At 59.9% G+C, this 25,796-nt stretch carries 25 protein-coding genes; 10 read left to right on the top strand and 15 right to left on the bottom strand.

Going from position 1 to position 25,796, the window contains the following annotated elements:
- Positions 1 to 19: 19 nt before the first annotated feature.
- The 3 genes from ACA063_RS05525 (at position 20) to lptF (ending at position 1,997) form a co-directional block, all read left to right on the top strand.
- Positions 20 to 364 carry a pilin assembly protein gene (locus ACA063_RS05525; RefSeq protein WP_162440803.1) on the top strand — a complete coding sequence of 115 codons (345 nt, stop codon included), beginning with the start codon at positions 20 to 22 and terminating at the stop codon, positions 362 to 364.
- Positions 365 to 739: 375 nt separating this feature from the next.
- Positions 740 to 1,153, top strand: coding sequence for a DUF4398 domain-containing protein (locus ACA063_RS05520; protein WP_162440802.1), 414 nt, complete (start codon positions 740 to 742; stop codon positions 1,151 to 1,153).
- Positions 1,154 to 1,208: 55 nt separating this feature from the next.
- Positions 1,209 to 1,997, top strand: coding sequence for a lipotoxin F family OmpA-related lipoprotein LptF (gene lptF / locus ACA063_RS05515; RefSeq protein ID WP_497665072.1), 789 nt, complete (start codon positions 1,209 to 1,211; stop codon positions 1,995 to 1,997).
- 161 nt (positions 1,998 to 2,158) lie between these two features.
- On the opposite strand, the gene ACA063_RS05510 is transcribed toward lptF, so the two are convergent.
- From ACA063_RS05510 to ACA063_RS05445, 14 genes are all read right to left on the bottom strand, one after another.
- Positions 2,159 to 2,488 (bottom strand): PA3694 family proteiin, encoded by a 330-nt coding sequence (locus ACA063_RS05510; RefSeq protein ID WP_162440800.1) that lies wholly within the window; start codon positions 2,486 to 2,488, stop codon positions 2,159 to 2,161.
- Positions 2,485 to 3,399 carry an alpha/beta hydrolase gene (locus tag ACA063_RS05505; RefSeq protein ID WP_497665071.1) on the bottom strand — a complete coding sequence of 305 codons (915 nt, stop codon included), beginning with the start codon at positions 3,397 to 3,399 and terminating at the stop codon, positions 2,485 to 2,487. The genes ACA063_RS05510 and ACA063_RS05505 overlap by 4 nt, the downstream gene beginning before the upstream one ends.
- Before the next feature lie 145 nt (positions 3,400 to 3,544).
- Positions 3,545 to 4,822 (bottom strand): flavohemoglobin expression-modulating QEGLA motif protein, encoded by a 1,278-nt coding sequence (locus ACA063_RS05500; RefSeq protein ID WP_162440798.1) that lies wholly within the window; start codon positions 4,820 to 4,822, stop codon positions 3,545 to 3,547.
- A gap of 35 nt (positions 4,823 to 4,857) precedes the next feature.
- Positions 4,858 to 5,412, bottom strand: a complete 555-nt coding sequence (locus tag ACA063_RS05495; protein ID WP_497665070.1) for a hypothetical protein — start codon at positions 5,410 to 5,412, stop codon at positions 4,858 to 4,860.
- Positions 5,413 to 5,496: 84 nt separating this feature from the next.
- On the bottom strand, positions 5,497 to 6,213 hold the full coding sequence (locus ACA063_RS05490) for a TetR/AcrR family transcriptional regulator (RefSeq protein ID WP_497665069.1): 717 nt from the start codon (positions 6,211 to 6,213) through the stop codon (positions 5,497 to 5,499).
- 99 nt (positions 6,214 to 6,312) lie between these two features.
- Positions 6,313 to 7,815, bottom strand: coding sequence for a lysine--tRNA ligase (gene lysS, locus ACA063_RS05485; protein WP_162440796.1), 1,503 nt, complete (start codon positions 7,813 to 7,815; stop codon positions 6,313 to 6,315).
- Positions 7,816 to 7,940: 125 nt separating this feature from the next.
- A protein-coding gene (gene prfB, locus ACA063_RS05480) for a peptide chain release factor 2 (protein ID WP_150630852.1) occupies positions 7,941 to 9,036 on the bottom strand; the annotation gives its coding sequence in 2 pieces (ribosomal slippage) (positions 7,941 to 8,963 and positions 8,965 to 9,036; 1,095 coding nt in all).
- Positions 9,037 to 9,295: 259 nt separating this feature from the next.
- The gene (locus tag ACA063_RS05475; RefSeq protein WP_497665068.1) at positions 9,296 to 10,297 is read right to left on the bottom strand and encodes a diguanylate cyclase domain-containing protein; all 1,002 of its coding nucleotides are present in this window, start codon (positions 10,295 to 10,297) and stop codon (positions 9,296 to 9,298) included.
- A gap of 48 nt (positions 10,298 to 10,345) precedes the next feature.
- Positions 10,346 to 11,356, bottom strand: a complete 1,011-nt coding sequence (locus ACA063_RS05470) for a chemotaxis response regulator protein-glutamate methylesterase (RefSeq protein WP_497665067.1) — start codon at positions 11,354 to 11,356, stop codon at positions 10,346 to 10,348.
- Positions 11,353 to 13,650: a hybrid sensor histidine kinase/response regulator gene (locus tag ACA063_RS05465; protein ID WP_497665066.1), complete on the bottom strand. Its 2,298-nt coding sequence runs from the start codon at positions 13,648 to 13,650 to the stop codon at positions 11,353 to 11,355. Before ACA063_RS05465 ends, ACA063_RS05470 begins: the two co-directional genes overlap by 4 nt.
- Positions 13,647 to 14,330, bottom strand: a complete 684-nt coding sequence (locus ACA063_RS05460) for a chemotaxis protein CheW (protein ID WP_497665065.1) — start codon at positions 14,328 to 14,330, stop codon at positions 13,647 to 13,649. Before ACA063_RS05460 ends, ACA063_RS05465 begins: the two co-directional genes overlap by 4 nt.
- The gene (locus ACA063_RS05455) at positions 14,327 to 15,589 is read right to left on the bottom strand and encodes a CheR family methyltransferase (RefSeq protein WP_497665064.1); all 1,263 of its coding nucleotides are present in this window, start codon (positions 15,587 to 15,589) and stop codon (positions 14,327 to 14,329) included. Before ACA063_RS05455 ends, ACA063_RS05460 begins: the two co-directional genes overlap by 4 nt.
- Positions 15,586 to 16,122: a chemotaxis protein CheW gene (locus tag ACA063_RS05450; RefSeq protein ID WP_497665063.1), complete on the bottom strand. Its 537-nt coding sequence runs from the start codon at positions 16,120 to 16,122 to the stop codon at positions 15,586 to 15,588. The genes ACA063_RS05455 and ACA063_RS05450 overlap by 4 nt, the downstream gene beginning before the upstream one ends.
- Entirely contained in the window at positions 16,122 to 17,744 is a 1,623-nt protein-coding gene (locus ACA063_RS05445; RefSeq protein WP_497666477.1) for a methyl-accepting chemotaxis protein, read from the bottom strand. The genes ACA063_RS05450 and ACA063_RS05445 overlap by 1 nt, the downstream gene beginning before the upstream one ends.
- Before the next feature lie 115 nt (positions 17,745 to 17,859).
- Between ACA063_RS05445 and ACA063_RS05440 the strand changes: the two genes are divergently transcribed.
- Entirely contained in the window at positions 17,860 to 18,033 is a 174-nt protein-coding gene (locus tag ACA063_RS05440) for a hypothetical protein (protein ID WP_497665062.1), read from the top strand.
- On the opposite strand, the gene ACA063_RS05435 is transcribed toward ACA063_RS05440, so the two are convergent.
- Positions 18,030 to 18,752 (bottom strand): tellurite resistance TerB family protein, encoded by a 723-nt coding sequence (locus tag ACA063_RS05435; RefSeq protein WP_497665061.1) that lies wholly within the window; start codon positions 18,750 to 18,752, stop codon positions 18,030 to 18,032. The two genes, ACA063_RS05440 and ACA063_RS05435, sit on opposite strands and share 4 nt — an antisense overlap.
- Before the next feature lie 186 nt (positions 18,753 to 18,938).
- On the opposite strand from ACA063_RS05435, the gene ACA063_RS05430 reads away from it, so the two are divergent.
- From ACA063_RS05430 to ACA063_RS05405, 6 genes are all read left to right on the top strand, one after another.
- Complete coding sequence (locus ACA063_RS05430; RefSeq protein WP_497665060.1) at positions 18,939 to 19,853, top strand: LysR family transcriptional regulator; 915 nt, start codon at positions 18,939 to 18,941, stop codon at positions 19,851 to 19,853.
- Between the two features lie 132 nt (positions 19,854 to 19,985).
- Entirely contained in the window at positions 19,986 to 21,443 is a 1,458-nt protein-coding gene (locus ACA063_RS05425; RefSeq protein WP_162439228.1) for a gamma-aminobutyraldehyde dehydrogenase, read from the top strand.
- A 90-nt stretch (positions 21,444 to 21,533) separates the two neighbouring features.
- A complete protein-coding gene (gene ydcS / locus ACA063_RS05420) occupies positions 21,534 to 22,685 on the top strand; it encodes a putative ABC transporter substrate-binding protein YdcS (RefSeq protein WP_194691252.1) in 1,152 nt (383 codons plus the stop codon).
- A gap of 263 nt (positions 22,686 to 22,948) precedes the next feature.
- Positions 22,949 to 23,986, top strand: coding sequence for an ABC transporter ATP-binding protein (locus ACA063_RS05415; RefSeq protein ID WP_194691253.1), 1,038 nt, complete (start codon positions 22,949 to 22,951; stop codon positions 23,984 to 23,986).
- Position 23,987: 1 nt separating this feature from the next.
- Positions 23,988 to 24,935: an ABC transporter permease gene (locus ACA063_RS05410; RefSeq protein ID WP_162439225.1), complete on the top strand. Its 948-nt coding sequence runs from the start codon at positions 23,988 to 23,990 to the stop codon at positions 24,933 to 24,935.
- A complete protein-coding gene (locus ACA063_RS05405) occupies positions 24,925 to 25,734 on the top strand; it encodes an ABC transporter permease (protein ID WP_497665059.1) in 810 nt (269 codons plus the stop codon). The genes ACA063_RS05410 and ACA063_RS05405 overlap by 11 nt, the downstream gene beginning before the upstream one ends.
- The last annotated feature ends 62 nt before the right edge of the window (positions 25,735 to 25,796 follow it).

The raw sequence follows: 25,796 nt of genomic DNA, 5'->3' as shown, positions 1-25,796 counted from the left end.
GGCGCGTAATGAGGTCGTTATGAAAATTCGCGAGCTTGCCCAGCATTGGGAAGAAAACGCCAAAGGTCGCCTGACTGATACGGGCTACAAGATTCATCTGGACATGGAGGCCGCAGCCCGATTGGCGGCGATCACCGAGATGTACCCGAAACGCCAACCCGAAGAACTGCTCGGCGAGCTGATTGGCGCCGCGCTGGAAGAGCTCGAAAAAAGCTTTCCGTATGTGAAGGGTTCGACTGTCGTGGCCACCGATGAAGAAGGTGACCCACTGTACGAAGACGTCGGTCCGACCCCGCGTTTTCTCGCTTTGTCCCGTCGTCATTTGCACGATCTTGCATCGGGTAGCGACGAACAAAAACACTGATATTCCCCCGCATAACCTGTGGGAGTGAGCCTGCTCGCGATAGCGGTTTTTCAACCAACAAACAGGTTGGCTCGACAACCGCTATCGCGAGCAGGCTCGCTCCCACATTGGCTTTTGCATCCTCAAAAACCGCGTTGTCCCGAGCTCCAAAAAGGCTGCCGATACCACTCCCCACCGCCAAAGTTCCCGATCTAGAGCCTTTTCGGCTCAATCAATGTTTTTTCGGGCGATAGGCCATCTTCTCTGAACTTTTGAAAAACGCCTCGGGTCGTACCCTGTAACCACACCTGGGACGGCCGTTTCAAAAGCCCTCGCAAATGAATGGTACGGCTCCTTGCCCAGGATGGATTTTTAAGTTTTTCAGGAGTAATTCCAATGGAGTTGAAGACCATGACGACCAGCACTGCCAAATCTTCGTTCACCCACCTGCGCGGTCTGAAAATGGCTGCCCTTGCGATCGGCACCAGCTTCGTTCTGGCCGGTTGTGCCGGCAACCCGCCGACCGAACAATTTGCCGTGACTGAATCTGCAGTCAACAGCGCTGTGAGCGCTGGCGGTACCGAATTCGCCGCTGTCGAAATGAAGTCTGCGCAGGACAAGCTCAAGCAAGCCGAGCTGGCCATGCACGACAAAAAATACGAAGAAGCCAAAACTCTGGCCCAACAGGCTGAGTGGGACGCTCGCGTAGCTGAACGCAAAGCCCAGGCAATGAAAGCCGAACAAGCTGTGAAGGACTCTCAGAAAGGTGTTCAGGAACTGCGTCAGGAAAGTCAGCGCACCGTGCAGTAAGCGCGCATCACGACCCCGGACCTGAAGCTCTAATCGATAGAAAGGACGAATTATTATGCGTAAACAATTGATGATCCCTGCTCTCCTGGCCGCAAGCGTTGCTCTGGCTGCCTGCTCCACGCCGCCGAACCAGAACCTGGAAAACGCTCGCACCAACTACAGCGGTCTGCAGACCAACCCGCAAGCGAGCAAAGTCGCAGCGTTGGAAACCAAGGACGCCAGTGACTACCTGGACAAGGCCAACAAGGCTTACCTGGATAAAGAAGACGCATCGACTGTCGATCAGCTGGCCTACCTGACCAACCAGCGTGTCGAAGTGGCGAAGCAGACCATCGCCCTGCGTACGGCTGAAGCGAATCTGAAGAACGCATCGGCCCAACGTGCCCAGGCCCGCTTGGATGCCCGCGATCAGCAGATCAAACAGCTGCAGGACAGCCTGAACGCCAAGCAAACCGACCGCGGTACGCTGGTGACCTTTGGTGACGTGTTGTTCGCCACCAACAAGGCTGACCTGAAATCCAGCGGTCTGGTGAACATCAACAAACTGGCGCAATTCCTCCAGGAAAACCCGGACCGTAAGGTGATTGTCGAAGGCTATACCGACAGCACCGGTGCGGCGAACTACAATCAGTCGCTGTCCGAGCGTCGCGCGGAATCCGTGCGTACCGCGCTGGTAAAAATGGGCGTTGATCCAGCGCGCATCGTTGCCCAGGGTTATGGCAAGGAATACCCGGTTGCTGAAAACGGCAGCGTGTCGGGTCGTGCGATGAACCGTCGCGTGGAAGTGACCATTTCCAACGACAACCAGCCAGTGATCCCGCGTTCGGCTGTTAGCTCGAACTAAGCTTCACGCTGTAACTAAAAGCCCCGCCTGATCTGATCAGGCGGGGCTTTTTGTTGAAGATCAAAAGATCGCAGCCTCGTTTCACTCGACAGCTCCTACGCAGGCCGCGTGCCCCTGTAGGGGCTGTCGAGTGAAACGAGGCTGCGATCTTTTTGGAGAGGTTATTGCTCCAGCTTCTGCGGCGTTTCCTGCCCCATGCACCGCACTGCTTTTTTCTGGCCGTTGATCAACACACCGGTCAGGCCTTTTTGCTCGGTGTCGAACAGCACCAGCACCCCATCGATGCACTGCGCAACTTGCGGGGCCGGGTCCAGGGAGACTTTGTAGTCTTCGCCCGGCACGGTCTTGAGCATGGTGAAGTCGCTGAGCAGCAGCGCATCTTCGGGTTTGGCGAAGTGCAGGTAGCCGTACCACCACAGGGCGGCGACAGTGCCGAGGATGCTGCAAATACCGGTGATGATCAGCGGGATGGCGTTACGTTCTTCACTCATTGCGGACTCTCTGGTGGTTCATCTTCAGAATTCGGGGTTGCCGGATAATTGGGTATTTCACCCAGGCGGCGCAGGCCGTTGAAATGCTGCGGATCGTCGAGGTAACGCAGCATGACTTTGCGCCAGACCGGGTCGGCGAACGTCTGCACATGACCGCCACGGGTCAGTTGCAGCACTCGCGGCGGCGGCGCAGCTTGATACAGTCGGATGCCGTTGGAAAGGGGCACGATAGGATCGTCGATGCTGTGATAGATCAGTTTCGGCACGCCATTGAGTTGAGCCATGGAGTTGATCGCACTGTCACCGTCCGGCACCAGCCAGGACAGCGGCACCTGAAAAGGCCAGGTCAGCCAGGACGTACTCAGGGCAAATTGGGCGACGCTGCGGTAGCTGGCAGGCACGCCATCGAGCACGAACGCCTTGAGTTGCTTCTGGCGTTCCGGGTGCTGGACCAGGTAATGCACGGCCATCGAGCCACCGAGACTCTGGCCGAGAAGGATCAGCGGTTTACCTTTGACCTCAGGCGCCTGATCGAGCCATTTGAACGCGGCATCGATGTCCTGATAGATCGCCGGCAAGCTCGGCTCACCCTCGGACAAGCCATAACCGCGATAGTCCACCAGCAACACCTGGTAACCCTCTTCCGGCAACCACCAGCTCCCGCCGAGGTGCATGGGCAAGTTGCCACCGTTGCCGTGCAGGTGCAGCACCGTGCCTTTGACCTCGACACCTTTTTTGGCGGGCAGCCACCAGGCGTTCAGCTTGAGGCCGTCGGCGGTGGTCAGGGTGACTTCACGGTAATCGAGTTTGGCTTTTTCCGGCGTGAACAACTGGCCTGGTTCCGGATAGAACAGCAGCGAACTGCAACCGCCCAGGGTCAGGAGAAGGCAAAGGATGCCGAGGATTCTCATCCGTTGAAACCTCGCTAAAGCAGGTTGGAATACACCTTCCCTGTGGGAGTGAGCCTGCTCGCGATAGCGGTGTATCAGGCAACATCCATTTTGAATGTCAGGCCGCTATCGCGAGCAGGCTCACTCCCACAGGGGGATTTGTTGTTCACAAAATATTGGAATAATCCGCTTCGATCCGGTCCAGGCTCAGGTGGTTCAGGAAGTTGGAGAAGCACATCCACGCCGACAGCGCGTTCATGTCGCGGAACTGTTCAGGCAAATACTTGGGCGGCACCACCAGGCCTTCATCCACCAACTGGCGCAGGGTACGCATGTCTTCCAGCGTAGTCTTGCCACAAAACAGCAACGGAATCTGCTCCAGCTTGCCCTTACGCACGGCCAACTGAATGTAGTTGTAAACCATGATAAAGCCCTTGAGGTAGGACAAGTCTTTGGTAAATGGCAAACCGTTGGGCACCGAGCCACGGAACACGCGACTGGCGTTGCCGTAGCTTTCCGGCATTTCGAAGCCTTGCTCACGGAAGAATTCGTACACCTGCAGGAAGTCGGCCCCCTCCTCCACCATGTGAATGGCGCGGGTGCGGTTGGTCAGTTTGCGCAAGCGACTCGGGTACGAGGCGAAGGTGATGATTTCCATCAGGATCGCCAAGCCTTCCTGGGTCACCGTCGAAGAAGGCGGGCCCTTGGAGAGAAAGGTACAGATCGGCTGGTTCAGGCCGTTCAGCGTGGTGCCGACATGCACCAGACCTTCATGGACTTCCAGAGCACGCACATCACGCTCGTTGAACATCGCGTCTGTACGGATCTTGATGTAATCCGCACCCGCCGCCGCGTCCGCGACAATGCCATCGGACTCGAATACGCGAATGGTTTCCTCGGCCTCGCCAAACACTTTGCTCAACCGGGTTTGCAATAAATTCACGGCGTCCTTGGCGGTGAGCGTTTTCGGCTCGTCTTTCAGGTCGCCGCGGCCGTCGATATTGTTCAGGTAATCGGAAAGCATCAAGCCCAGGTCGGACAAGGTCGGATCACCGGCGTGGAACGCGTCGGACGCAGCGCCGTACAGTTCTTGGGAAATAAGCCCGAAATCCTCGGTACCGCGCGCTTCGAGCATGCGCACCACCATGCGGTATTCCTTGCACATGCGGCGCATGATTTGCCCGACCGGGTTGAACTGGCCCAGCTGGCGGGTGATGTCGCGCTCGATGTTCTGGAACTCCAGCTTCACTTTGCTGGAGTCGAAGGAAAGCGGCCGATTAAGGTAGTAATCGCGGTCCACCGCCGGCATTTCCTTGCCTTTGGCCTTGAGAAAACCCTTGCGGATGCTGTCATCCCACTTGACCGCATCGAGGACGCGAATCGGTGTCTGTGCCAGCACAATGCGATCGGACAAAATGCGTATCGTCTGCTGGTAATCGTCCACCCGAAACTCCTGTAGTCAAACCGTAAACACTGAATTTATTTGGCTTTGGCCAGGCGCTGATAACGCACCGCTTCGACGAAGACATCGGAATTGGCCGGATCATCGAGCCAGGCGAAAACCTGATCCATGCGGGAGTCGATCAGCACACCCTCGCCGTCGTCGGTCTGGAAGCCTTCGCCGCTGAAGACTTTCTGGCCGAGGGCTTGTTTGATCTGATCGAGATCGAGGTTGTAGACCACCAATTCATGCTGATCGTTGAGTTCGAAGCCGGCAATGATGAAATGCCCGCCAAATTGCGCCGGGACTTTGGCTGACAGGTACCAGCGATCGCCATGGCGCGACACGGTGAAAGCATAGGCTTCGCGGGTTTTGGGTTTGGCCTTGAAATAGCTGACGGCCTGATAACGATTGTCGCCCAGGCGCGTGAGCTCCAAGTTCATCGGTTCGCCCCAGGCGTTGGTGCTGGTCCATTTGCCGAGCAAACCTTTAGGCGCGGGATCGCTTTCGGGCAGTGGCTCCTTGAAGGTCACCAGGCAGCCACTGAGCAGCAGGAACGACAAGGCGATCACCACGACACGCCAGGTTTTCATTCAACACTCCCTATGAATACAACACTCATCGATCAAACTACTTGACCGTTCCTGTAGGGACCGGGTCGATCACACGATCGCGGGTTACACCGACGCGAGTACCAAATGCATGTAACGATTGAGAATACCGAGCATTTCCGCTTCGGCAGCAGGCTCGGCGTCGTTGAGCAGGCCCTGATATTCCATCCGTCCGATAATCGCCGTCAACACCTTGGCGTCCTGTTGCGGCTCTCGTGAACCCAACACCTCGAAAAGCTGACACGTACCCTGCAGGAGAATTTGCTGATGCGAGCGCACCAACTGCGCCAGGCGCGGGTTCAACAACGCCTCCTGACGAAACGCCTGCTCGGCCATCAAATGTTCGCGGCGGCTCACCAATTGGTGGTGAACATAGTCCGCCATCAAGCGCGCAATATCATCCGCCAACTGCGAGCGAGACTCGGGGCTGCCGTCGCCGCTGACCACCATATCGCGCAGCAGGCCTTCGTTGTTCACCCACAGCTTGGCCATAAACGCCGCGCTGCGCTCCACATACTGAGCGAAGGTATCGGTGAGCAAGTCGTCGATGTCTTTGAAATAGTAGGTCGTCGCCGATAACGGCACGCCCGCTTCAGCGGCCACTGCTCGATGACGTACAGCCCGCACGCCTTCGCGCACGACAATGCGCATGGCCGCATCGAGAATGTCCTGTCGACGCTGCTCGCTGCCCTGTCGGCTGGCCTTGCGACCCTGGTACTGAACACTTTCAGCGACCGCGGTGGCGATACCCGCTGCACCTTCTTGAGCCATTGCACGAATCACGACAGGTATTTCCTCTCACATGAAAGTAACAAGTTGATACGTTTGTACCAGACAGGCAATAAAAAGCCGCCTTGAAAGGCGGCTTTTTAACTAAAACACTTACGCTTGCGGCCGCATGTGCGGGAACAGGATCACGTCGCGGATCGACGGGGAGTTGGTCAGCAGCATCACCAGACGGTCGATGCCGATACCTTCACCGGCCGTTGGCGGCATGCCGTACTCCAGCGCGCGAACGAAGTCGGCGTCGTAGTGCATGGCTTCGTCGTCGCCGGCGTCCTTGTCGGCCACCTGCGCCATGAAGCGCTCGGCCTGGTCTTCCGCGTCGTTCAACTCGGAGTAGGCGTTGGCGATTTCACGACCACCGATGAACAGCTCGAAACGGTCGGTGACGTTCGGGTTGTCGTCATTGCGACGAGCCAGCGGCGACACTTCGAACGGGTACTGGGTAATGAAGTGCGGCTGCTCCAGCTTGTGCTCGACCAGCTCTTCGAAAATCATCACCTGCAGCTTGCCCAGGCCTTCGAAGCCCAGCACCTTGGCGCCGGCTTTCTTGGCGATCGCGCGAGCCTTGTCGATGTCGTTCAGGTCGTCGGCGGTCAGCTCAGGGTTGTACTTGAGGATCGAGTCGAACACCGACAGACGCACGAACGGTTCGCCGAAGTGGAACACCTTGTCGCCGTAAGGCACGTCGGTGCTGCCCAGAACCAGCTGCGCCAGCTCACGGAACAGTTCTTCGGTCAGGTCCATGTTGTCTTCGTAGTCGGCGTACGCCTGGTAGAACTCCAACATGGTGAATTCAGGGTTGTGACGAGTCGAAACGCCTTCGTTACGGAAGTTGCGGTTGATCTCGAACACTTTCTCAAAACCACCTACCACGAGGCGCTTGAGGTACAGCTCCGGCGCGATACGCAGGAACATGCCCATGTCCAATGCGTTGTGGTGGGTTTCGAACGGCTTGGCTGCCGCGCCGCCCGGAATGGTTTGCAGCATCGGCGTTTCCACTTCCAGGAAGTCACGCTGCATCAGGAAGGTGCGGATGTGAGCAATGACTTGCGAGCGCACGCGGAACGTCTGGCGCACGTCTTCGTTGACGATCAGGTCAACGTAACGCTGGCGGTAGCGCTGCTCGGTGTCGGTCAGGCCGTGGTGCTTGTCCGGCAGTGGACGCAGGGACTTGGTCAGCAGGCGCACGTTGGTCATTTCGACGTAAAGGTCGCCCTTGCCGGAACGGGCCAGGGTGCCTTCGGCGGCAATGATGTCGCCCATGTCCCAGGTTTTCACCGCGGCCAGGGTTTCTTCGGACAGGGTCTTGCGGTTGACGTAGACCTGGATTCGACCGGTCATGTCCTGAATCACCATGAACGAGCCACGGTTGAGCATGATACGACCGGCAACCTTGACCGGAATCGCAGCCTCGGCCAGCTCTTCCTTGGTCTTGTCCGCGTATTGCTTCTGCAGCGCATCGCAGTAGTTGTCGCGGCGGAAGTCGTTCGGGAAGGCGTTGCCCTTGGCGCGCTCGGCAGCCAGCTTTTCCTTGCGCAGTGCGATCAGGGAGTTTTCTTCCTGTTGCAGGGCTTGCGGGTCGAGTTGTTGGTCGCTCATGTCTTTAAATATTCCATCAGGTTCGTTGTCCCCAGCCTTCGGCTGGGGATCGCGGGCAAGTCGGATCGCTGCACCGCCATTACCACAGGGATCGCCTGTGCCAGCGCGATCCGGTACTGCATGCTTTACAAGCCTTGCTTCAGGCTCGCCACCAGGTATTCGTCGATGTCGCCGTCGAGCACCTTGTCGCAGTCGCTGCGTTCGATGTTAGTGCGCAAATCCTTGATCCGCGAGGCATCGAGCACGTACGAGCGAATCTGGTGACCCCAGCCGATGTCCGACTTGGTGTCTTCCAGGGCTTGCGAGGCCGCATTGCGCTTCTGCACTTCCTGCTCGTACAAGCGCGCCCGCAACATTTTCATCGCGGTGTCTTTGTTGGCGTGCTGGGAGCGTTCGTTCTGGCAGCTCACCACGGTGTTGGACGGTACGTGAGTGATACGTACGGCCGAGTCGGTGGTGTTTACGTGCTGACCACCGGCACCGGAGGAGCGGTAGGTGTCGATGCGCAGGTCCGACGGATTGATGTCGATTTCGATGTTGTCATCGATTTCCGGCGACACGAACACAGCCGAGAACGAGGTGTGGCGACGGTTGCCAGAGTCGAACGGGCTCTTGCGAACCAGGCGGTGCACGCCGATTTCGGTACGCAACCAGCCAAAGGCGTACTCGCCCTTGATGTGCACGGTAGCGCCCTTGATCCCGGCGACTTCACCGGCGGACAGTTCCATGATGGTCGCGTCGAAACCGCGCTTGTCAGCCCAGCGCAGGTACATGCGCAACAGGATGTTGGCCCAGTCCTGGGCTTCGGTACCGCCAGAGCCGGCCTGGATGTCCAGGTAGGCGTTGTTGGCGTCCATCTCACCGCTGAACATGCGACGGAATTCGAGTTTTTCCAGGGATTCGCGCAGGCGCTCGACTTCGGCGGCGACGTCATCGACGGCAGCCTGGTCTTCTTCTTCGGCGGACATCAGCAGCAGGTCTTTGGCGTCAGCCAGGCCGCTGTGCATTTCGTCGAGGGTTTCGACGATCTGGGCCAGCAGGGAGCGCTCGCGACCCAGTTCCTGAGCGTACGACGGGTTGTTCCAGACAGACGGATCTTCAAGCTCGCGATTGACTTCAGTCAGACGCTCATGCTTTTGATCGTAGTCAAAGATACCCCCGAATAGTTTCGGAGCGCTCGGACAGGTCCTTGATACTGTTAAGGATCGGGTTGATTTCCATGGCGGGCAGCACTCGTTGGCGAACTTTTGAAAGCCGGCGAGTATACCGTAATCAGGCTGTCAAGGCAGCCCGCCTGGCGGCTTTAGGGGTGAATCATTAAAGCGAACGCGGGGTAGAAACTGTGGCGAGGGAGCTTGCTCCCGCTGGACTGCGGAGCAGTCCCCTTTATGTTGTGAAAAAGAGGGGCTGCTTCGCAGCCCAGCGGGAGCAAGCTCCCTCGCCACAGGGGGTATTTGCCGGCCTTTGCATCCGGTCGGGGTTACGCAATCCCCACCTGATTGCGCCCATTGTTCTTCGCCGCATACAGCCCCTTGTCCGCCGCCAGGATCAGTTGGCGGCAATCACTGCCCTGCTGCGGGGTGATGGTCGACAGGCCGATGCTGATGGTCAGGCTCGAGCCTTCTGCCGGTGCGTTGTGGGGGATTTTCAGGGCCGCGACGGTCTGCCGGAGTTTTTCCGCCACAAGTCGCGCGCCACCCGGTGACGTGTTGGGCAGCACCAGCGCGAACTCTTCACCGCCGTAACGGGCCGGCAGGTCCGAAGGACGGGCGCTGGCGTCGCGAATCGACGTGGCGACCTTGCGCAGCGCCTCATCGCCTTCCAGATGACCGAAGCTGTCGTTATAGGATTTGAAGTAATCCACATCGATCATCAACAACGACAGCTGAGTCTGGTCACGCAACGAGCGTCGCCATTCCAGCTCCAGGTACTCATCGAAGTGACGACGGTTCGACAGTCCGGTCAGGCCGTCGGAGTTCATCAGCCGCTGCAGGACCAGGTTGGTATCAAGCAGTTGCTGCTGGCTCACGCGCAATGCGCGGTAAGCCGCGTCACGCTGCAACAGGGTCATGTAGGAGCGCGAGTGATAGCGGATGCGCGCCACCAGCTCGATGTTGTCGGGCAACTTCACCAGATAATCGTTGGCCCCCGCCGCGAACGCCGCGCTTTTGATCAGCGGGTCTTCCTTGGTCGACAGGACAATGATCGGAATATCCTTGGTCGCCGGGTGATTGCGGTACTCGCGTACCAGGCTCAGACCATCGAGACCGGGCATCACCAGATCCTGCAAGATCACCGTCGGCTTGATGCGAATCGCCTGGGCGATCGCCTGATGGGGGTCCGCGCAAAAGTGGAAGTCGATATTTTCTTCATTCGACAACCCACGTCGCACGGCCTCGCCGATCATCGCCTGATCGTCCACCAACAACACCATGGCGGCGTTTTCATCGGTCTTGAAATCGTCGAGCTGTAAATCATTCATGTGCGATCACCTGAGTACTGCCTAAGCCAGGATTGCTGCCAAGAGTCGTCATTTAGCGAAAATCTCCAGCAATCGTGGCGCGATCTTGTCCAGTGGGCGAATTTCCGAGGCGGCGTCGATAGCCGCTGCTGCCTTGGGCATTCCGTAAACCGCACTGCTTTGTTGGTCCTGAGCGATCGTCAGGTAGCCTTGCTGGCGCATGAGCTTGAGGCCCTGCGCGCCATCGCGCCCCATGCCCGTCAGCAACACGCCGACAGCATCACCGTTCCAGTAATTGGCCACGCTTTCGAAAAACACGTCGATCGAGGGCCGATAAATCTCGTTGACCGGTTCGGCGGTGTACGCCAGCGTACCGTTTTTCAACAAGCGAATATGATGATTGGTGCCGGCCAGCAGCACTGTTCCGCTTTGCGGTGGCTCGCCTTCCTGGGCCAGGCGCACGTTGAGGCCACTGGCACTGCTGAGCCATTCGGCCATACCGGCCGCAAACACCTGGTCAACGTGCTGCACCAGCACAATGGCCGCCTGGAAGTCCCGTGGCAGCCCCTTAAGCAGCACTTCCAGCGCAGCCGGCCCGCCAGCGGACGAGCCGATGGCGATCAGCCGCTGCCGCGAACCCGAACTGCGCAGCGGACTCGGCGCCGGACGCTCCCGGTTGCCTTTGTCGCCGATCAGCCAGCCAATGTTCATGATCTTGCGCAATAACGGCGCCGCCGCTTCCTGGGCGTTGCCGGCACCGAGCGCCGGGGTATCGACGACGTCCAGCGCGCCATGCCCCATGGCCTCGAAAACCCGATGCACATTCTGTTGGCGATCGACGGTGACGACCACGATGGCGCACGGGGTCTCGGCCATGATCCGACGGGTGGCTTCGACGCCATCCATCACGGGCATGATCAGGTCCATCAGGATCAGATCCGGCGTGTTTTCAGCGCAACGCTGAACCGCCTCGGCGCCATTGCTGGCAACCCAGATCACCTGATGCGCCGGTTCGAATGCCAGGGCGCGGCGCAGAGCCTCTACCGCCATGGGCATGTCGTTGACGATTGCGATTTTCATGCCCGCGCTCCTCCGATGAGCTCAACCACTGCATCAAGCAGGGCATCGTCATGAAAACTGGCTTTGGCTAGATAATAGTCGGCTCCCGCGTCCAGTCCACGACGGCGGTCTTCTTCGCGATCTTTATAGGACACCACCATTACCGGCAGCGATTGCAGACGGTTGTCCCGCCGCAACAACGACACCAGTTCGATGCCGTCCATGCGCGGCATGTCGATGTCCGTAATGAGCAAATCGAAATCCTCCGAGCGCAGGGCATTCCAGCCATCCATTCCGTCGACCGCAACGGCCACATCGTAGCCGCGATTGAGCAACAGTTTGCGCTGCAGTTCGCGCACCGTCAGCGAGTCGTCGACCACCAGAATCCGTTTGCGCGCCGCTTCGACGACCTGATTGCCCTGACGCGCAATGCGCTCCAGGCGACCGGTATTGAGCAGCTTGTCCACCGAACGCAGCATGTCTTCAACGTCGACGATCAACACCACCGAACCGTCGTCGAGCAAAGCCCCGGCGGAGATGTCCTGCACCTTGCCCAGCCGCTCGTCGAGCGGCAGCACCACCAGGGTGCGTTCGCCGATGAACCGCTCGACAGCCACGCCGTAAATCGCCTCGCGCTCGCGGATGACCACGACCTTGAGCGTCTCCTGCGCACTCTGGCTGGCCGGCCGTTGCAGCAATTGGCTGGCCGCGACCAACCCGACATGTCGGCCTTCGTGCCAGAAATGCTGACGGCCCTCGACCTGAACGATGTCCGCCGGTTCGAGATCGCACATGCGTTCAATGTGAGCCAGCGGAAACGCATACGCCTCGTCACCGACCTCCACCACCAGGCTGCGCACCACTGACAGTGTCAGCGGCACTTCGAGGTGGAAATGACTGCCCTCGCCCGCCGTCTGTTCCAGCACCACCGCGCCCCGCAGCTGACGGACCATATGCTGGACCGCATCCAGACCGACACCGCGCCCGGAAACCTCTGTGACCTTGTCGCGCAAGCTGAAACCCGGCAGGAACAGGAACGTCAGCAGCTCTTCTTCACTCAACTGCGCGGCGGTTTCCGCCGGGGACAATTGACGCTCGATGATGCTGCGGCGGACCTTTTCCAGGTCGACGCCGTTGCCGTCATCGCTAAGTTCCAGCACCAGCAGACCCGCCTGGTGCGAGGCGCGCAGTCGGATCAGGCCTTCAGCGGGCTTGCCGGCCAACAGACGCTGCTCCGCAGATTCGATGCCATGGTCGACAGCGTTGCGCAGCAGATGAGTCAGCGGCGCTTCGAGTTTTTCCAATACGTCGCGATCGACCTGGGTTTTCTCGCCCTCGATCTCCAGCCGCACCTGTTTGCCCAGGCTGCGACCGAGGTCGCGGACCATGCGCACTTGCCCGGTCAGCACGTCGGCGAAGGGTCGCATGCGGCACGCCAGCGCCGTGTCGTACAACACTTGGGCGCGTTGACTGGCCTGCCAGGCGAACTCGTCCAGCTCGGCGTTTTTTTCCACCAGCATCTGCTGTGATTCCGCGAGCAACCGACGGGCATCCTCGAGGGCTTCCCGGGCTTCGAGGCTCAGGGCGTGGTCCTTGAGGTGCACATTGAGATTTTCCAGTGCGCGCAAGCCGTTGCTTTGCGTGCGTTTGAGGCGCTGCATGGTCGCCAGATGCGGCTTGAGCCGCAGGGTTTCCACCAGGGACTTGCTCGACAGATCGAGCAGGCTGTTCAAGCGTTCGGCCGTGACCCGCAGGACACGCTCGCCATTTTCCGTGGTGCGCCTGTTTTTCGGCGGCGGCTCGGTGGCCGCCACAGGCAGCGTCTCGACGACCGGGATCAGCACCTCGATCAGCGCCGCAGGTGCTTCGGTTTCAGGCTCGGCCATGAACGGCGCGATGGGCGTACTGATCGGTGGCGCCAGCGCGAGCGGGTCCAGCAACAGCGTCATCAGCGCTACATAGGCTTCAATGTCTGCGTGGCTCGGCGCGTGATCAGGCGTCGCAATGCGCATGAGCAGATCGGTACCTTGCAGCAAGGCGTCGATGTGTTCAGGCCGAAGGTACAGACGTCCTTCCTGCGCGCTGACCAGGCAATCTTCCATGACGTGGGCGACGCTGACACCGGCATCGACGCCGACGATCCGCGCCGCGCCCTTGAGCGAGTGCGCGGCACGCATGCACGATTCCAGGTGATCGGCCTGGGTCGGGTCGCGCTCGAGTGCCAGCAGGCCCGCGCTCAGCACCTGCGTCTGGGCTTCGGCTTCCAGGCTGAACAGTTCCAGCAACGAGGCGTCGCGCATCTGTTCAGGGGTCATGTGAGGCTCCGGGTCACGGCGGACAACAGTTGCTCTTCATCGAGCCACCGCAGGCTGCGACCTTTGAACTGCAACACGCCATGGGTGTATTTGCTACTGGCCTGCGTACCGGAGCGCGACGCCGCGTCGAGGATTCGCTCGTCGATGGCATGAATGCCATCGACCTCGTCCACCGGCACCACCACGGGACCACCGTTGGCGGCGATGATCAGCATGCGCGGCATCACCCGCGCCCCGGAGGCCACGCTGCCGACCGCATCGAGCCCCAACAGCTCAACCAGCGACAGGCAGGCCACCAGCGCGCCGCGCACGTTGGCCACACCGAGCAAGGCCCGGGAGCGTTGATGGGGTAACGAGTGAATCGCCTGCAGCGGCGCCACTTCCACCAAGGTACGGGTGGCCAGACCGAGCCATTCTTCGCCGAGGCGGAACATCAGCAGCGATCGGGTTTTGACATCGATTTCGACCGCGCTGGACACCTGTCCGCGGTCTTCCTGCTGCAAGGCGTAGCGATCGAGCAAACGCGTGGCAGCGGCCGAGTAGACAGCGCAGTTGCGGCAATGAATGTGTTCGCTCAGCAGCGGGCAGGACTTGTCGCCATGGACACCGATGCGGTTCCAGCAGTCGTCGATGGCCTGGGCATCTTCGTGAGTCACGCTCAAGGCGTCGGAGGCGTTCATCGTTTACGCTCACTGTCAGCGGCGCGCTCGCTACGGGCGGCGCGGTCCTGCAATCGTCTGGCGCCCGCCGTGTCGCCCTGGGATTGCAGCAAGGCTGCCAGGTGCATCAACGCGTCGGGGTGTTGAGGTTCAAGGTACAGCGCCTTGCGATAAAACCCCTGGGCTTCAAGGGCGCTACCGGCAACATCGCTGAGCAATCCCAACCAGTAAAACACCTGGGCAACCGGTTCGTGACTGCGCAAATAACGTTCGCACGCGGCCCGGGCCTCGGCGCTTTTGCCTTCGTTGGCCAGGGCGGCGATGTTCGCCAGTAGTGCGACGGCATCCGAATGACCGGTTTTGGTAACAACCGGCAGCGGCGCCACGGCGGCAAAAGGCCGGCTGCGAACCGGTAGCGGTGTCACGTTGCGGACAGGGCGCGGCACCGGCAGCGGCGTCGGCACGAAAACCGGCTGGGGTTCGGGCGCGCTTTGGCGACTGAACGCAAAAGACTGCGGGATGCCGATCGAACGCATGCCGAAACGCCCCAACAGACTGCCCTCGGCCGGGCCGATAAACAGCACGCCATCAACGTGGGTCAGACGCTTCAAGACTTCAAAGACCTGTTGTTGCGTCGGCAGGTCGAAATAGATCAGCAGATTTCGGCAGAATACAAAATCATAGGCCGGCTCGTTGGCCAGGGCGGGATCAAGCACATTGCCGACCTGCAAACGCACCTGTTCCAGTACCCGCTCGCTGAGGCGATAGCCTTCATTGTCGGGCGTGAAAAACCGATCGCGAAACTCGATGTCCTGACCGCGAAACGAGTTCTTGCCGTACAGCGCGCGGCTGGCTTTTTCCACCGAGAGCGGGCTGACATCCATTCCTTCGACTTTGAACTGATGCGGCTTGAGACCGGCATCGAGCAACGACATGGCAATGGAGTACGGCTCTTCACCGGTGGAACACGGCAAGCTGAGAATCCGCAGGGCGCGCATGTTGTTGATGTCGTTCAGCCGCTTGATCGCGAGCTTCGCCAACGTGGCGAAGGATTCCGGATAGCGGAAAAACCAGGTCTCGGGAACGATCACGGCTTCGATCAGCGCTTGCTGCTCGTCCCGCGAACCTTGTAGTCGGTGCCAGTACGCATCGGCAGTGAGGTCACTGTTCGCGGTGCTGCGTTGGCGCACTGCCCGCTCGATGATCGCTGACCCCACCGATGTCACGTCGAGGCCGATACGCTCCTTGAGGAAATCGAAAAATCGCTGATCGCTGCTCATGGCCGCTCCTCCAGCAGTGCCGGATCCAGCGGTGGCGAGGGAAACAGCAACCCGCGCACCCGTTCATCCAGCAAATCGGCGACCCGCACCCACTGCAGCAAACCCTGGGCATCTTCCCTTACCGGCCCCAGATAAGGCGCCTGGCGATTGTCCAGACCGTACGTTTGAAACTCGGTCGGGTGGCAGCGCAAGGTATCAGTGGCTTGCTCCAGAATCAGCCCGAGCAACTGCGGGGCAACGGCTTCATTCGGACGGTAATGAACAAGCACCAATCGGGTACTGGTGCGAACCTGCGCCGGTTCGCCGAAAGTCAGTGCACTGAGGTCGATCACCGGCACCACCGCACCGCGATAGGCAAACACCCCTGCGACCCAGTCCGGCGCCTTGGCTATCGGCTTCAATGGCAGGCGCGGCAGCACTTCAGCCACCTCGATGGCCTGCAGGGCATAGCGCTCGTTGCTGATGCGAAACACCAGAAACAGGGACTGTTTGGCCGGCATCACGGTGCCGCGCCTGGCCGCGAGTTCGCTCATCAGACTTTGAATCGCGAAACGCCGCTGCGCAGACCCACGGCCACCTGGCTCAGCTCATCGATGGCGAAGCTGGCCTGGCGCAGGGACTCGACGGTCTGGCTGCTGGCATCGCCCAATTGCACCAGCGCGTGGTTGATCTGTTCCGCGCCCGTAGCCTGGGCTTGCATGCCTTCGTTGACCATCAACACTCTCGGTGCCAGCGCCTGAACCTGATGGATGATCTGCGACAACTGCTCGCCGACCTGCTGCACCTCGGACATGCCACGGCGCACTTCTTCGGAGAACTTGTCCATGCCCATGACGCCGGCCGACACCGCCGACTGGATCTCGCGCACCATCTGCTCGATGTCATAGGTGGCCACGGCGGTCTGATCCGCCAGGCGGCGCACTTCCGTGGCAACCACGGCAAAGCCACGGCCGTATTCACCGGCTTTCTCTGCTTCGATGGCGGCGTTGAGGGACAGGAGGTTGGTCTGGTCGGCCACTTTGACGATGGTCACGACCACCTGATTGATGTTGCCGGCCTTCTCATTGAGGATCGCCAGTTTGGCGTTGACCAGGTCGGCGGCGCCCATCACCGAGTGCATGGTGTCTTCCATGCGGGCCAGACCTTGCTGACCAGAGCCGGCCAGCACCGACGCCTGATCGGCGGCGGAGGAGACTTCGGTCATGGTGCGAACCAGGTCACGGGAAGTGGCCGCGATTTCACGGGAGGTCGCGCCGATTTCAGTGGTCGTCGCCGCTGTTTCAGTGGCAGTCGCTTGCTGCTGCTTGGACGTGGCGGCGATTTCGGTTACCGACGTGGTGACCTGCACTGACGAGCGCTGGGCTTGGGAAACCAGCGAGGTCAGCTCGGTCATCATGTCGTTGAAGCCGGTTTCGACGGCACCGAATTCATCTTTGCGATCCAGGTTCAGGCGGCCGCTGAGATCGCCGGTACGCATGATTTCGAGGATTTTCACGATACGGTTCATCGGCGCCATGATTGCGCGCATCAGCAGCAGGCCGCAGAGGCCGGCGGCCAGCACTGCAATCAGCAGGGACACGCCCATGATGATTTTTGCGGTGGCCACGGCGTTATCGATGGCCGCCATGTCTTTGTCGGCCACGGCCTTGTTCTCGCGAATGATGTCATTGAGTTTCACGCGACCTGCGGTCCAGGCCGGGATCAACTGTTCGTTGAACATCTTGATCGCTTCGACTTCTTCATTGCGCTTATGCAGGTCCAGAACACCAGCCAGGATTTTGGTGTAATTCTCATGGAGCTTTTCGAAGGTGGCGTATTCGGCCTTGTCCTCCTCCGTGGTGACAGTGCCGAGATAGTTACTCATCTGCTCCTGCAGGCGTGACTCGAAGCGCTTGAACTCAGCATCATCTTCAGCCGTGACACCCTGCCCCTCTCTCAGGCCAAGCATTGCCTGGATCTGCAAGAAACTGTCGGACCAGGCCCCGCGAATCATCGAGCTGTAATAGACCCCGGGAAGCGCGTCATCACGGACGCTGGCTTCGTTTTCTTCAATTTTCAGCAGACGGGAATAGGACACGATGACCATCAGAAACATGATGGCGATAATTACCGCAAAGCTCGCCAAAATGCGTTGGCGCAACGTCCAGTTCTTCACAGTCATTCCTCGGGGCCGTTTCAAATGTTGCGGAGTATAGCCGAGGGCGGTGTTTCATTTATAAGACGGATGCGCACCACTTCTCATCCTGGCCATGCAAACACCGGGATTGGCTATGGAATGGGAATTTCCGCTATCTGGGGCGAGGAGTGTTAGTGGCGATTCGGCAGAAATGAGTGATGGATTGGTCATAGGGGGTGAAGAAGCTGCCGATATCGGCAAACGATCAAAAGATCGCAGCCTCGGCAACTCCTACACGGGTAAGACGATCTTCACGGGCGTTGCTTAAACCGAAGCCTGACGCACCTGCTTTTCCAGTTCAGCCTTCAATCCCGGATCAAGCTTGAGCTGGCGAGCCAGTTCATCCAGGTAGGACTTCTCCATGAAGTTCTCTTCATCCACCAGCATCACGCTGGCGATGTACATCTCGGCAGCCATTTCCGGGGTGCTGGCGGCGCGCGCGACATCAGTGGGGTCCAACGGCTTGTTGAGTTCGTCGTGCAGCCAGCGTTGCAACTCCTGATCATTGTCGAGTTTGGTGAACTCGCCCTCGATCAGTGCCCGCTCGCGCTCATCGACATGGCCGTCGGCCTTGGCAGCCGCCACCAGGGCCTTGAGGATTGCCTGGCTGTGCAGCTCGACTTGCGCCGGCGGCAAGCGGTCCAGGGTCTGCGGTTCAGTCTTCGCCGCGCCGCCCTGCTGTGCCTGCCAGTTGCCGTAAGCCTTATAGGCAATGACGCCCAGCGCTGCGAGGCCACCGTAGGTCAAGACCTTGCCACCCACATTGCGGCCCTTCTTGCTACCCAGCAGCAGGCCCATCGCGCCAGCGGCCAAAGCACCGCCACCGGCACCTGACAGCAGCCCGCCGAGACCACCCGCCCCAGCGGATCCGCCCAGCAAACCGCCCAATCCGCCGCTGGATGCTTTGTTATGGGAGCCACCGGCCTTTTTTTGCAACATATCCTGACCCGACCTGAGCAACTGATCGAGCAATCCACGGGTATTCATTTTCCGCCTCCAAAAATGGGGTTAACCGGACCATTAAGGCCACCAGCCTAGATCGAAAGTGCCCGGCGTCCGGAAGTGAGAGTGCTTCGAGATGTTGCGCGTGAAAGAACAGGCGACCGCAGACCATCGAAAAAAAAGATATACACTCTGCTAAATCTATAAAAACCGCCCACCGGGTAATTTTCCATGATGACCTTGCGTCAGATTCGTCATTTCATCGCCGTCGCCGAAACCGGCTCCATCTCCGCCGCCGCGCAAACCGCCTTCATCTCCCAATCCACCCTGACCCTGGCCATTCAGCAACTGGAGCAGGAAATCGGCGTCAGCCTGTTCAATCGCCACGCCAAGGGCATGACGCTGACCCACCAGGGGCACCAATTCCTGCGTCAGGCGCACCTGATCCTGGCGACGGTGGACAATGCCAAGCGCAGCCTTCAACAAAGTACCGATCAGGTAGCCGGGCAACTGATCATTGGCGTGACCAGCCTGGTTGCCGGTTATTACCTGGCGGATTTGCTCACCCGCTTTCAGCGCGCCTACCCCAACGTCGAACTGCGCGTGATGGAAGATGAACGCCCGTACATCGAGCATTTGCTGGTCAGCGGCGAGATCGATGTGGGGGTGTTGATCCTCTCCAACCTGGAAGATCGACACGCACTGCAAACCGAAGTGCTGACGCACTCGCCCCATCGCCTGTGGCTGCCCGCCCAGCATCCGCTACTGGAGCACGACAGCATCAACCTGGCGGACGTCGCCCGCGAGCCATTGATTCAGCTGAATGTCGATGAAATGGACCGCAACGCTCACCGCATGTGGAGCGGCGCCGGACTGCAACCGCGCATCACGCTTAAAACTGCATCGACGGAAGCGGTTCGAAGCCTGGTTGCTGCGGGATTAGGCGTATCCATTCAGCCGGACATGACCTACCGCCCCTGGTCGCTGGAGGGTGACATCATCGAAGCGCGGCCCATTGCCGACTTGAGCCAGACCCTCGATGTCGGCCTGGCCTGGCGCCGAGGCACCGCGCGACCGGCCCTGGTCGACCCCTTCCTGACCGTTGCACGGGAACAACCCCCCGGCGGACGCAAGCCATCTATTTAATCGAACGCCACCTTCAGTATTTAGTATTTGTCGACCTCGGGGCCTCGGACTAGTCTTGTTACATCTATATAAGACGGCCGGGCCTCAGTCACTGGGAGCACCATGGCCACACAAGAAAAGAGAACCCGAAAAATGGCTGGCGCGCAGACCCCGTTGTTCACCGCGTTGTTGATCGACGGCGAATTGGTCGCAGGACAAGGCTTCGTCGAGCCGATCCTCAACCCGGCCACTGGCGAAGTCCTGACCTCCATTGCGGAAGCCAGCACCGAGCAGGTCGAGGCGGCCATTCTCGCTGCCCATCGCGCATTTCCCGGCTGGTCGCGGACCACGCCGCAGCAACGTTCGGTGCTCTTGCTGGACATCGCCAACGCCATCGAAAAAAACGCTGACCTCCTCGCCCGCCTCGAATCCCTGAACTGTGGCAAGCCTTTGCACCTGGCTCGCCAGGACGATTTGAGCGCAACTGTCGACGTGTTCCGCTTCTTCGCGGGTGCCGTACGTTGCCAGACCGGCCAGCTCAGCGGCGAATACCTGCCGGGTTACACCAGCATGGTGCGCCGCGATCCGATTGGCGTCGTCGCCTCGATTGCGCCATGGAACTACCCGATCATGATGGCCGCGTGGAAAATCGCCCCGGCCCTCGCCGCCGGCAACACCCTGGTCTTCAAACCTTCCGAGCACACCCCGCTGTCGATCCTGGCGCTGGCACCTGCACTGGCCGAGATCCTGCCGCGCGGCGTGATCAATATCGTGTGTGGCGGCGGTGAAGGCGTCGGCAGCCATTTGGTCAGCCACCCGAAAGTGCGCATGGTGTCGCTGACCGGCGATATCGTCACCGGGCAGAAAATCCTCCAGGCCGCGGCAAAAACCCTGAAGCGCACCCATCTCGAACTCGGCGGCAAAGCCCCGGTGATTGTCTGCAACGACGCGGACATTCAGGCCGTGGTCGAAGGCGTACGCACCTACGGTTATTACAACGCCGGTCAGGATTGCACGGCAGCGTGCCGAATTTACGCACAGGCCGGCATTCATGACCGACTCGTGGCGGAACTCGGCGCCGCTGTCAGCAGCTTGCGCTTCGCCGGCAAGCGCGACGCCGACAACGAGATCGGCCCGCTGATCAGCACCCGCCAGCGCGACCGCGTTGCCAGCTTCGTCGAACGCGCCCTCGGCCAACCGCACATTGAGCGCGTAACCGGTGCGGCGGTGCACTCCGGTGCAGGCTTCTATTACCAGCCAACCTTGCTGGCCGGTTGCAAACAGAGCGATGAAATCGTCCAGCGCGAAGTGTTCGGGCCGGTCGTGACCGTGACCCGTTTCGATGAGCTTGAACAAGCGGTGGACTGGGCCAACGACTCGGAATACGGCCTCGCGTCGTCAGTCTGGACCCAGAACCTCGACAAGGCGATGCAGGTTGCCGCGCGCTTGCAATACGGCTGCACCTGGATCAACAGCCATTTCATGCTGGTCAGCGAAATGCCCCACGGTGGCCTGAAACGTTCGGGCTACGGCAAGGACCTGTCCAGCGATTCGCTCCAGGATTACAGCGTGGTGCGGCACATCATGGCCCGCCACGGACAGCATTTATGAAAGCGCACTACGCTAACAATTAGCCGTAAAGGCATTGGCTTCACCCCGTTCAAAACTGCCCCGACCATAATTAAAGAAGAGGGAAACCCCATGTTCGTGCACAAGACCGCACTGCTCAGTGCAATCACCACAGCGCTGCTGGCCAGTGCCAGTATCCAGGCCGCCGAACCGCTGAAAGCCTTGGGCGCCGGCGAAGGTCAGCTGGATATCGTCGCCTGGCCCGGCTACATCGAACGGGGTGAAAGCGACAAGGCTTACGACTGGGTGACCGGTTTCGAGAAGGAAACCGGCTGCAAGGTCAACGTGAAAACCGCTGCCACCTCCGATGAAATGGTCAGCCTGATGGCCAAGGGCGGTTACGACCTGGTCACCGCATCGGGCGATGCCTCGTTGCGCTTGATCGTCGGCAAACGTGTGCAGCCTATCAACACCGACCTGATCCCGAACTGGAAAAGCATTGACCCGCGCCTGAAGGACGCACCGTGGTACGTGGTCAACAAACAGACCTACGGCACCCCGTATCAGTGGGGCCCGAACGTACTGATGTACAACACCAACGTCTTCAAGACCGCGCCGACCAGCTGGAACGTGGTGTTCGACGCGCAGGACCTGCCTGATGGCAAGCCGAACAAGGGTCGCGTGCAGGCGTATGACGGTCCGATCTACATCGCCGATGCGGCGCTGTACCTGAAAACCACCAAGCCGGAACTGGGCATTCAGAGCCCGTACGAATTGACCGAGACCCAATACAAGGCCGTGCTTGAACTGTTGCGCGCACAGCAGCCGTTGATCCACCGCTACTGGCACGACACCACCGTGCAGATGAGTGACTTCAAGAACGAAGGCGTGGTCGCGTCCAGCGCGTGGCCGTATCAGGTCAACGGCCTGATGAACGAGAAGCAGCCGATCGCCTCGACCATCCCGAAAGAAGGCGCCACCGGTTGGGCGGACACCACCATGCTGCACGCCGAGGCCAAGCACCCGAACTGCGCCTACAAGTGGATGGACTGGTCGTTGCAACCGAAAGTCCAGGGTGACGTAGCCGCCTGGTTCGGTTCGTTGCCAGCCGTCCCGGCCGCGTGCCAAGGCAGCGAATTGCTGGGCGCCGAGGGTTGCAAAACCAACGGTTTCGACCAGTTCGAGAAAATCGCCTTCTGGAAAACCCCGCAGGCTGAAGGCGGCAAATTCGTGCCGTACAGCCGCTGGACCCAGGATTACATCGCGATCATGGGCGGCCGTTAAGCCCCGAGAACCTGTTCGGCAAAAACCTTGTGGCGAGGGAGCTTGCTCCCGCCGGGTGGCGAAGCCGCCCCAAAACCATTTTGTAGCAGCAGCCGAGGTACGAGGCTGCGCTGGGCTGCGAGGCGGCCCTCGAGGGCGGTCCTGCGGACACGCAACGCAGCCTCGTACCTCGGCAGCTGCTACAGGGTTACTCATCAAGATCCAGATTCAGAAGTCCAGGCAGGGCCGCTGTGACGACCCTCGCCTTTTTGGAGCACCGCACCATGACGCTTGCAGTCCAGTTCACCAACGTTTCCCGTCTATTCGGCGAAGTGAAAGCCGTAGATCGGGTTTCCATCGACATCCAGGACGGCGAGTTTTTCTCCATGCTGGGCCCTTCCGGCTCGGGCAAAACCACCTGTCTGCGCCTGATCGCCGGGTTTGAACAACCGAGCGCAGGCTCTATCCGTATTCACGGCGAAGAAGCCGCCGGGCTGCCGCCGTACCAGCGTGACGTCAACACTGTTTTCCAGGATTACGCACTGTTCCCGCACATGAACGTGCGCGACAACGTCGCTTACGGTTTGAAGGTCAAGGGAGTCGGCAAAGCCGAACGCCAGAAGCGCGCTGAGGAAGCCCTCGACATGGTTGCCCTGGGCGGCTACGGCGATCGCAAACCGGTGCAATTGTCTGGTGGTCAACGCCAGCGTGTGGCCCTCGCCCGTGCCCTGGTCAATCGACCTCGCGTGCTGCTACTCGACGAACCCCTCGGTGCGCTCGACTTGAAGCTGCGCGAGCAAATGCAGAGTGAGCTGAAGAAGCTGCAACGCCAGCTTGGTATCACCTTCATCTTTGTCACCCACGACCAGACCGAAGCGCTGTCGATGTCCGACCGTGTGGCGGTGTTCAACAAAGGTCGCATCGAGCAGGTCGATACGCCGCGCAACCTTTACATGAAACCGGCAACCACCTTCGTCGCCGAGTTTGTCGGCACCTCGAACGTGATTCGTGGCGATCTGGCGAAGCAATTGAGCGGCAATCCACAGCCGTTCTCGATTCGCCCGGAACACGTGCGTTTCGCCGAAGGCCCGCTGGCGAGCCATGAGATCGAAGTCAGTGGCCTGCTCCACGACATCCAGTACCAGGGCAGTGCAACACGCTATGAACTGAAGCTGGAAAACGGCCAGACCCTGAACATCAGTCAGGCGAACAATCAGTGGCTGGACACCAGCGCCCAGCACCAGACCGGGCAGCGCATCAATGCTCGCTGGGCACGGGAAGCCATGATCCCGCTGCACGACAACGTCGTCGGCGGGGTGTGAGATGAACACCTTGGCTATCTCCCGGAATCCGTCAGGTGGCTCGGCATTGCGCAGGTTCTCCAACCTGTTGTATCGCCGCCCCAACCTGTACCTGTCGTTGCTGCTGGTGCCGCCGCTGATCTGGTTCGGCGCCATTTACCTGGGCTCGCTACTGACGTTGTTGTGGCAGGGTTTCTACACCTTCGACGACTTCACCATGGCGGTCACACCCGACCTGACCCTGGCGAACTTCGCTGCCCTGTTCCAACCGTCGAACTTCGACATCATCCTGCGCACCTTGAGCATGGCGATCGTCGTTTCGATTGCAAGCGCCATCGTGGCGTTTCCGATTGCCTATTACATGGCGCGTTACACCACCGGCAAGACCAAGGCGTTTTTCTACATCGCGGTGATGATGCCGATGTGGGCCAGTTACATCGTCAAGGCGTATGCCTGGACTTTGCTGCTGGCCAAGGGTGGCGTGGCGCAATGGTTCGTTCAGCACCTGGGGCTGGAACCGGTTCTGCAATTCGTACTGGGCATTCCCGGCGTCGGCGGCAGCACGTTGTCGACCTCGCATCTGGGTCGCTTCATGGTGTTCGTCTACATCTGGCTGCCGTTCATGATCCTGCCGATCCAGGCCTCGCTTGAACGCTTGCCACCCTCGCTGCTGCAAGCTTCCGCCGACCTCGGGGCCAAGCCACGCCAAACCTTCATGCAGGTGATCCTGCCGCTGTCGATCCCGGGCATCGCCGCCGGTTCGATCTTCACTTTTTCGCTGACCCTGGGCGACTTCATCGTGCCGCAACTGGTGGGGCCGCCGGGTTACTTCGTCGGCAGCATGGTCTACGCCCAGCAGGGGGCGATCGGCAACATGCCGATGGCTGCAGCGTTCACGTTGGTGCCGATTGTACTGATTGCCATCTACCTGACTATCGTCAAACGACTGGGGGCCTTCGATGCACTCTGAACGAGCTTCTTTAGGCCTGAAAATCGCGGCCTGGGGCGGGTTGGTGTTTCTGCACTTTCCGATCCTGATCATCTTCATGTACGCCTTCAACACCGAAGACGCGGCGTTCAGCTTTCCGCCCAAGGGTTTTACCCTGCACTGGTTCAGCGTGGCGTTCTCGCGCCCCGACGTTCTGGAGGCGATCAAGCTGTCGGCGCAAATCGCGGCGATTGCGACCTTGATCGCGATGGTCCTCGGTACGCTGGCGTCGGCGGCCCTGTACCGACGTGATTTCTTCGGCAAGCAAGGCATCTCGTTGATGCTGATCCTGCCGATTGCACTCCCGGGGATCATTACCGGTATCGCTTTGCTGGCGACGTTCAAGACACTGGGGATCGAGCCGGGGATGTTCACCATCATCGTCGGCCACGCGACCTTCTGCGTGGTGATCGTTTACAACAACGTGATCGCCCGTTTGCGCCGCACCTCGCACAGTTTGATCGAGGCCTCGATGGACTTAGGCGCCGACGGTTGGCAGACCTTCCGCTACATCGTCCTGCCGAGCCTGGGCTCTGCGTTGCTGGCTGGCGGCATGCTCGCCTTTGCGTTGTCGTTCGACGAGATCATCGTGACCACCTTCACCGCCGGCCATGAACGCACGCTGCCACTGTGGCTGCTCAACCAGCTCAGCCGGCCACGGGATGTGCCCGTGACCAACGTCGTCGCGATGCTGGTGATGATCGTGACCATGCTGCCGATCCTCGGCGCCTATTACCTGACCCGTGGCGGCGAAAGCGTTGCGGGCAGTGGTGGGAAGTAAATCAATAGCTGACAACGACTATCCCCTGTAGGAGCTGCCGCAGGCTGCAATCTTTTTGATCT

The sequence above is a fragment of the Pseudomonas sp. LBUM1643 genome (assembly GCF_059716215.1).
Note: the sequence above shows the minus strand (reverse complement) of the source record. Positions and strands in the feature narration are given on the sequence as shown.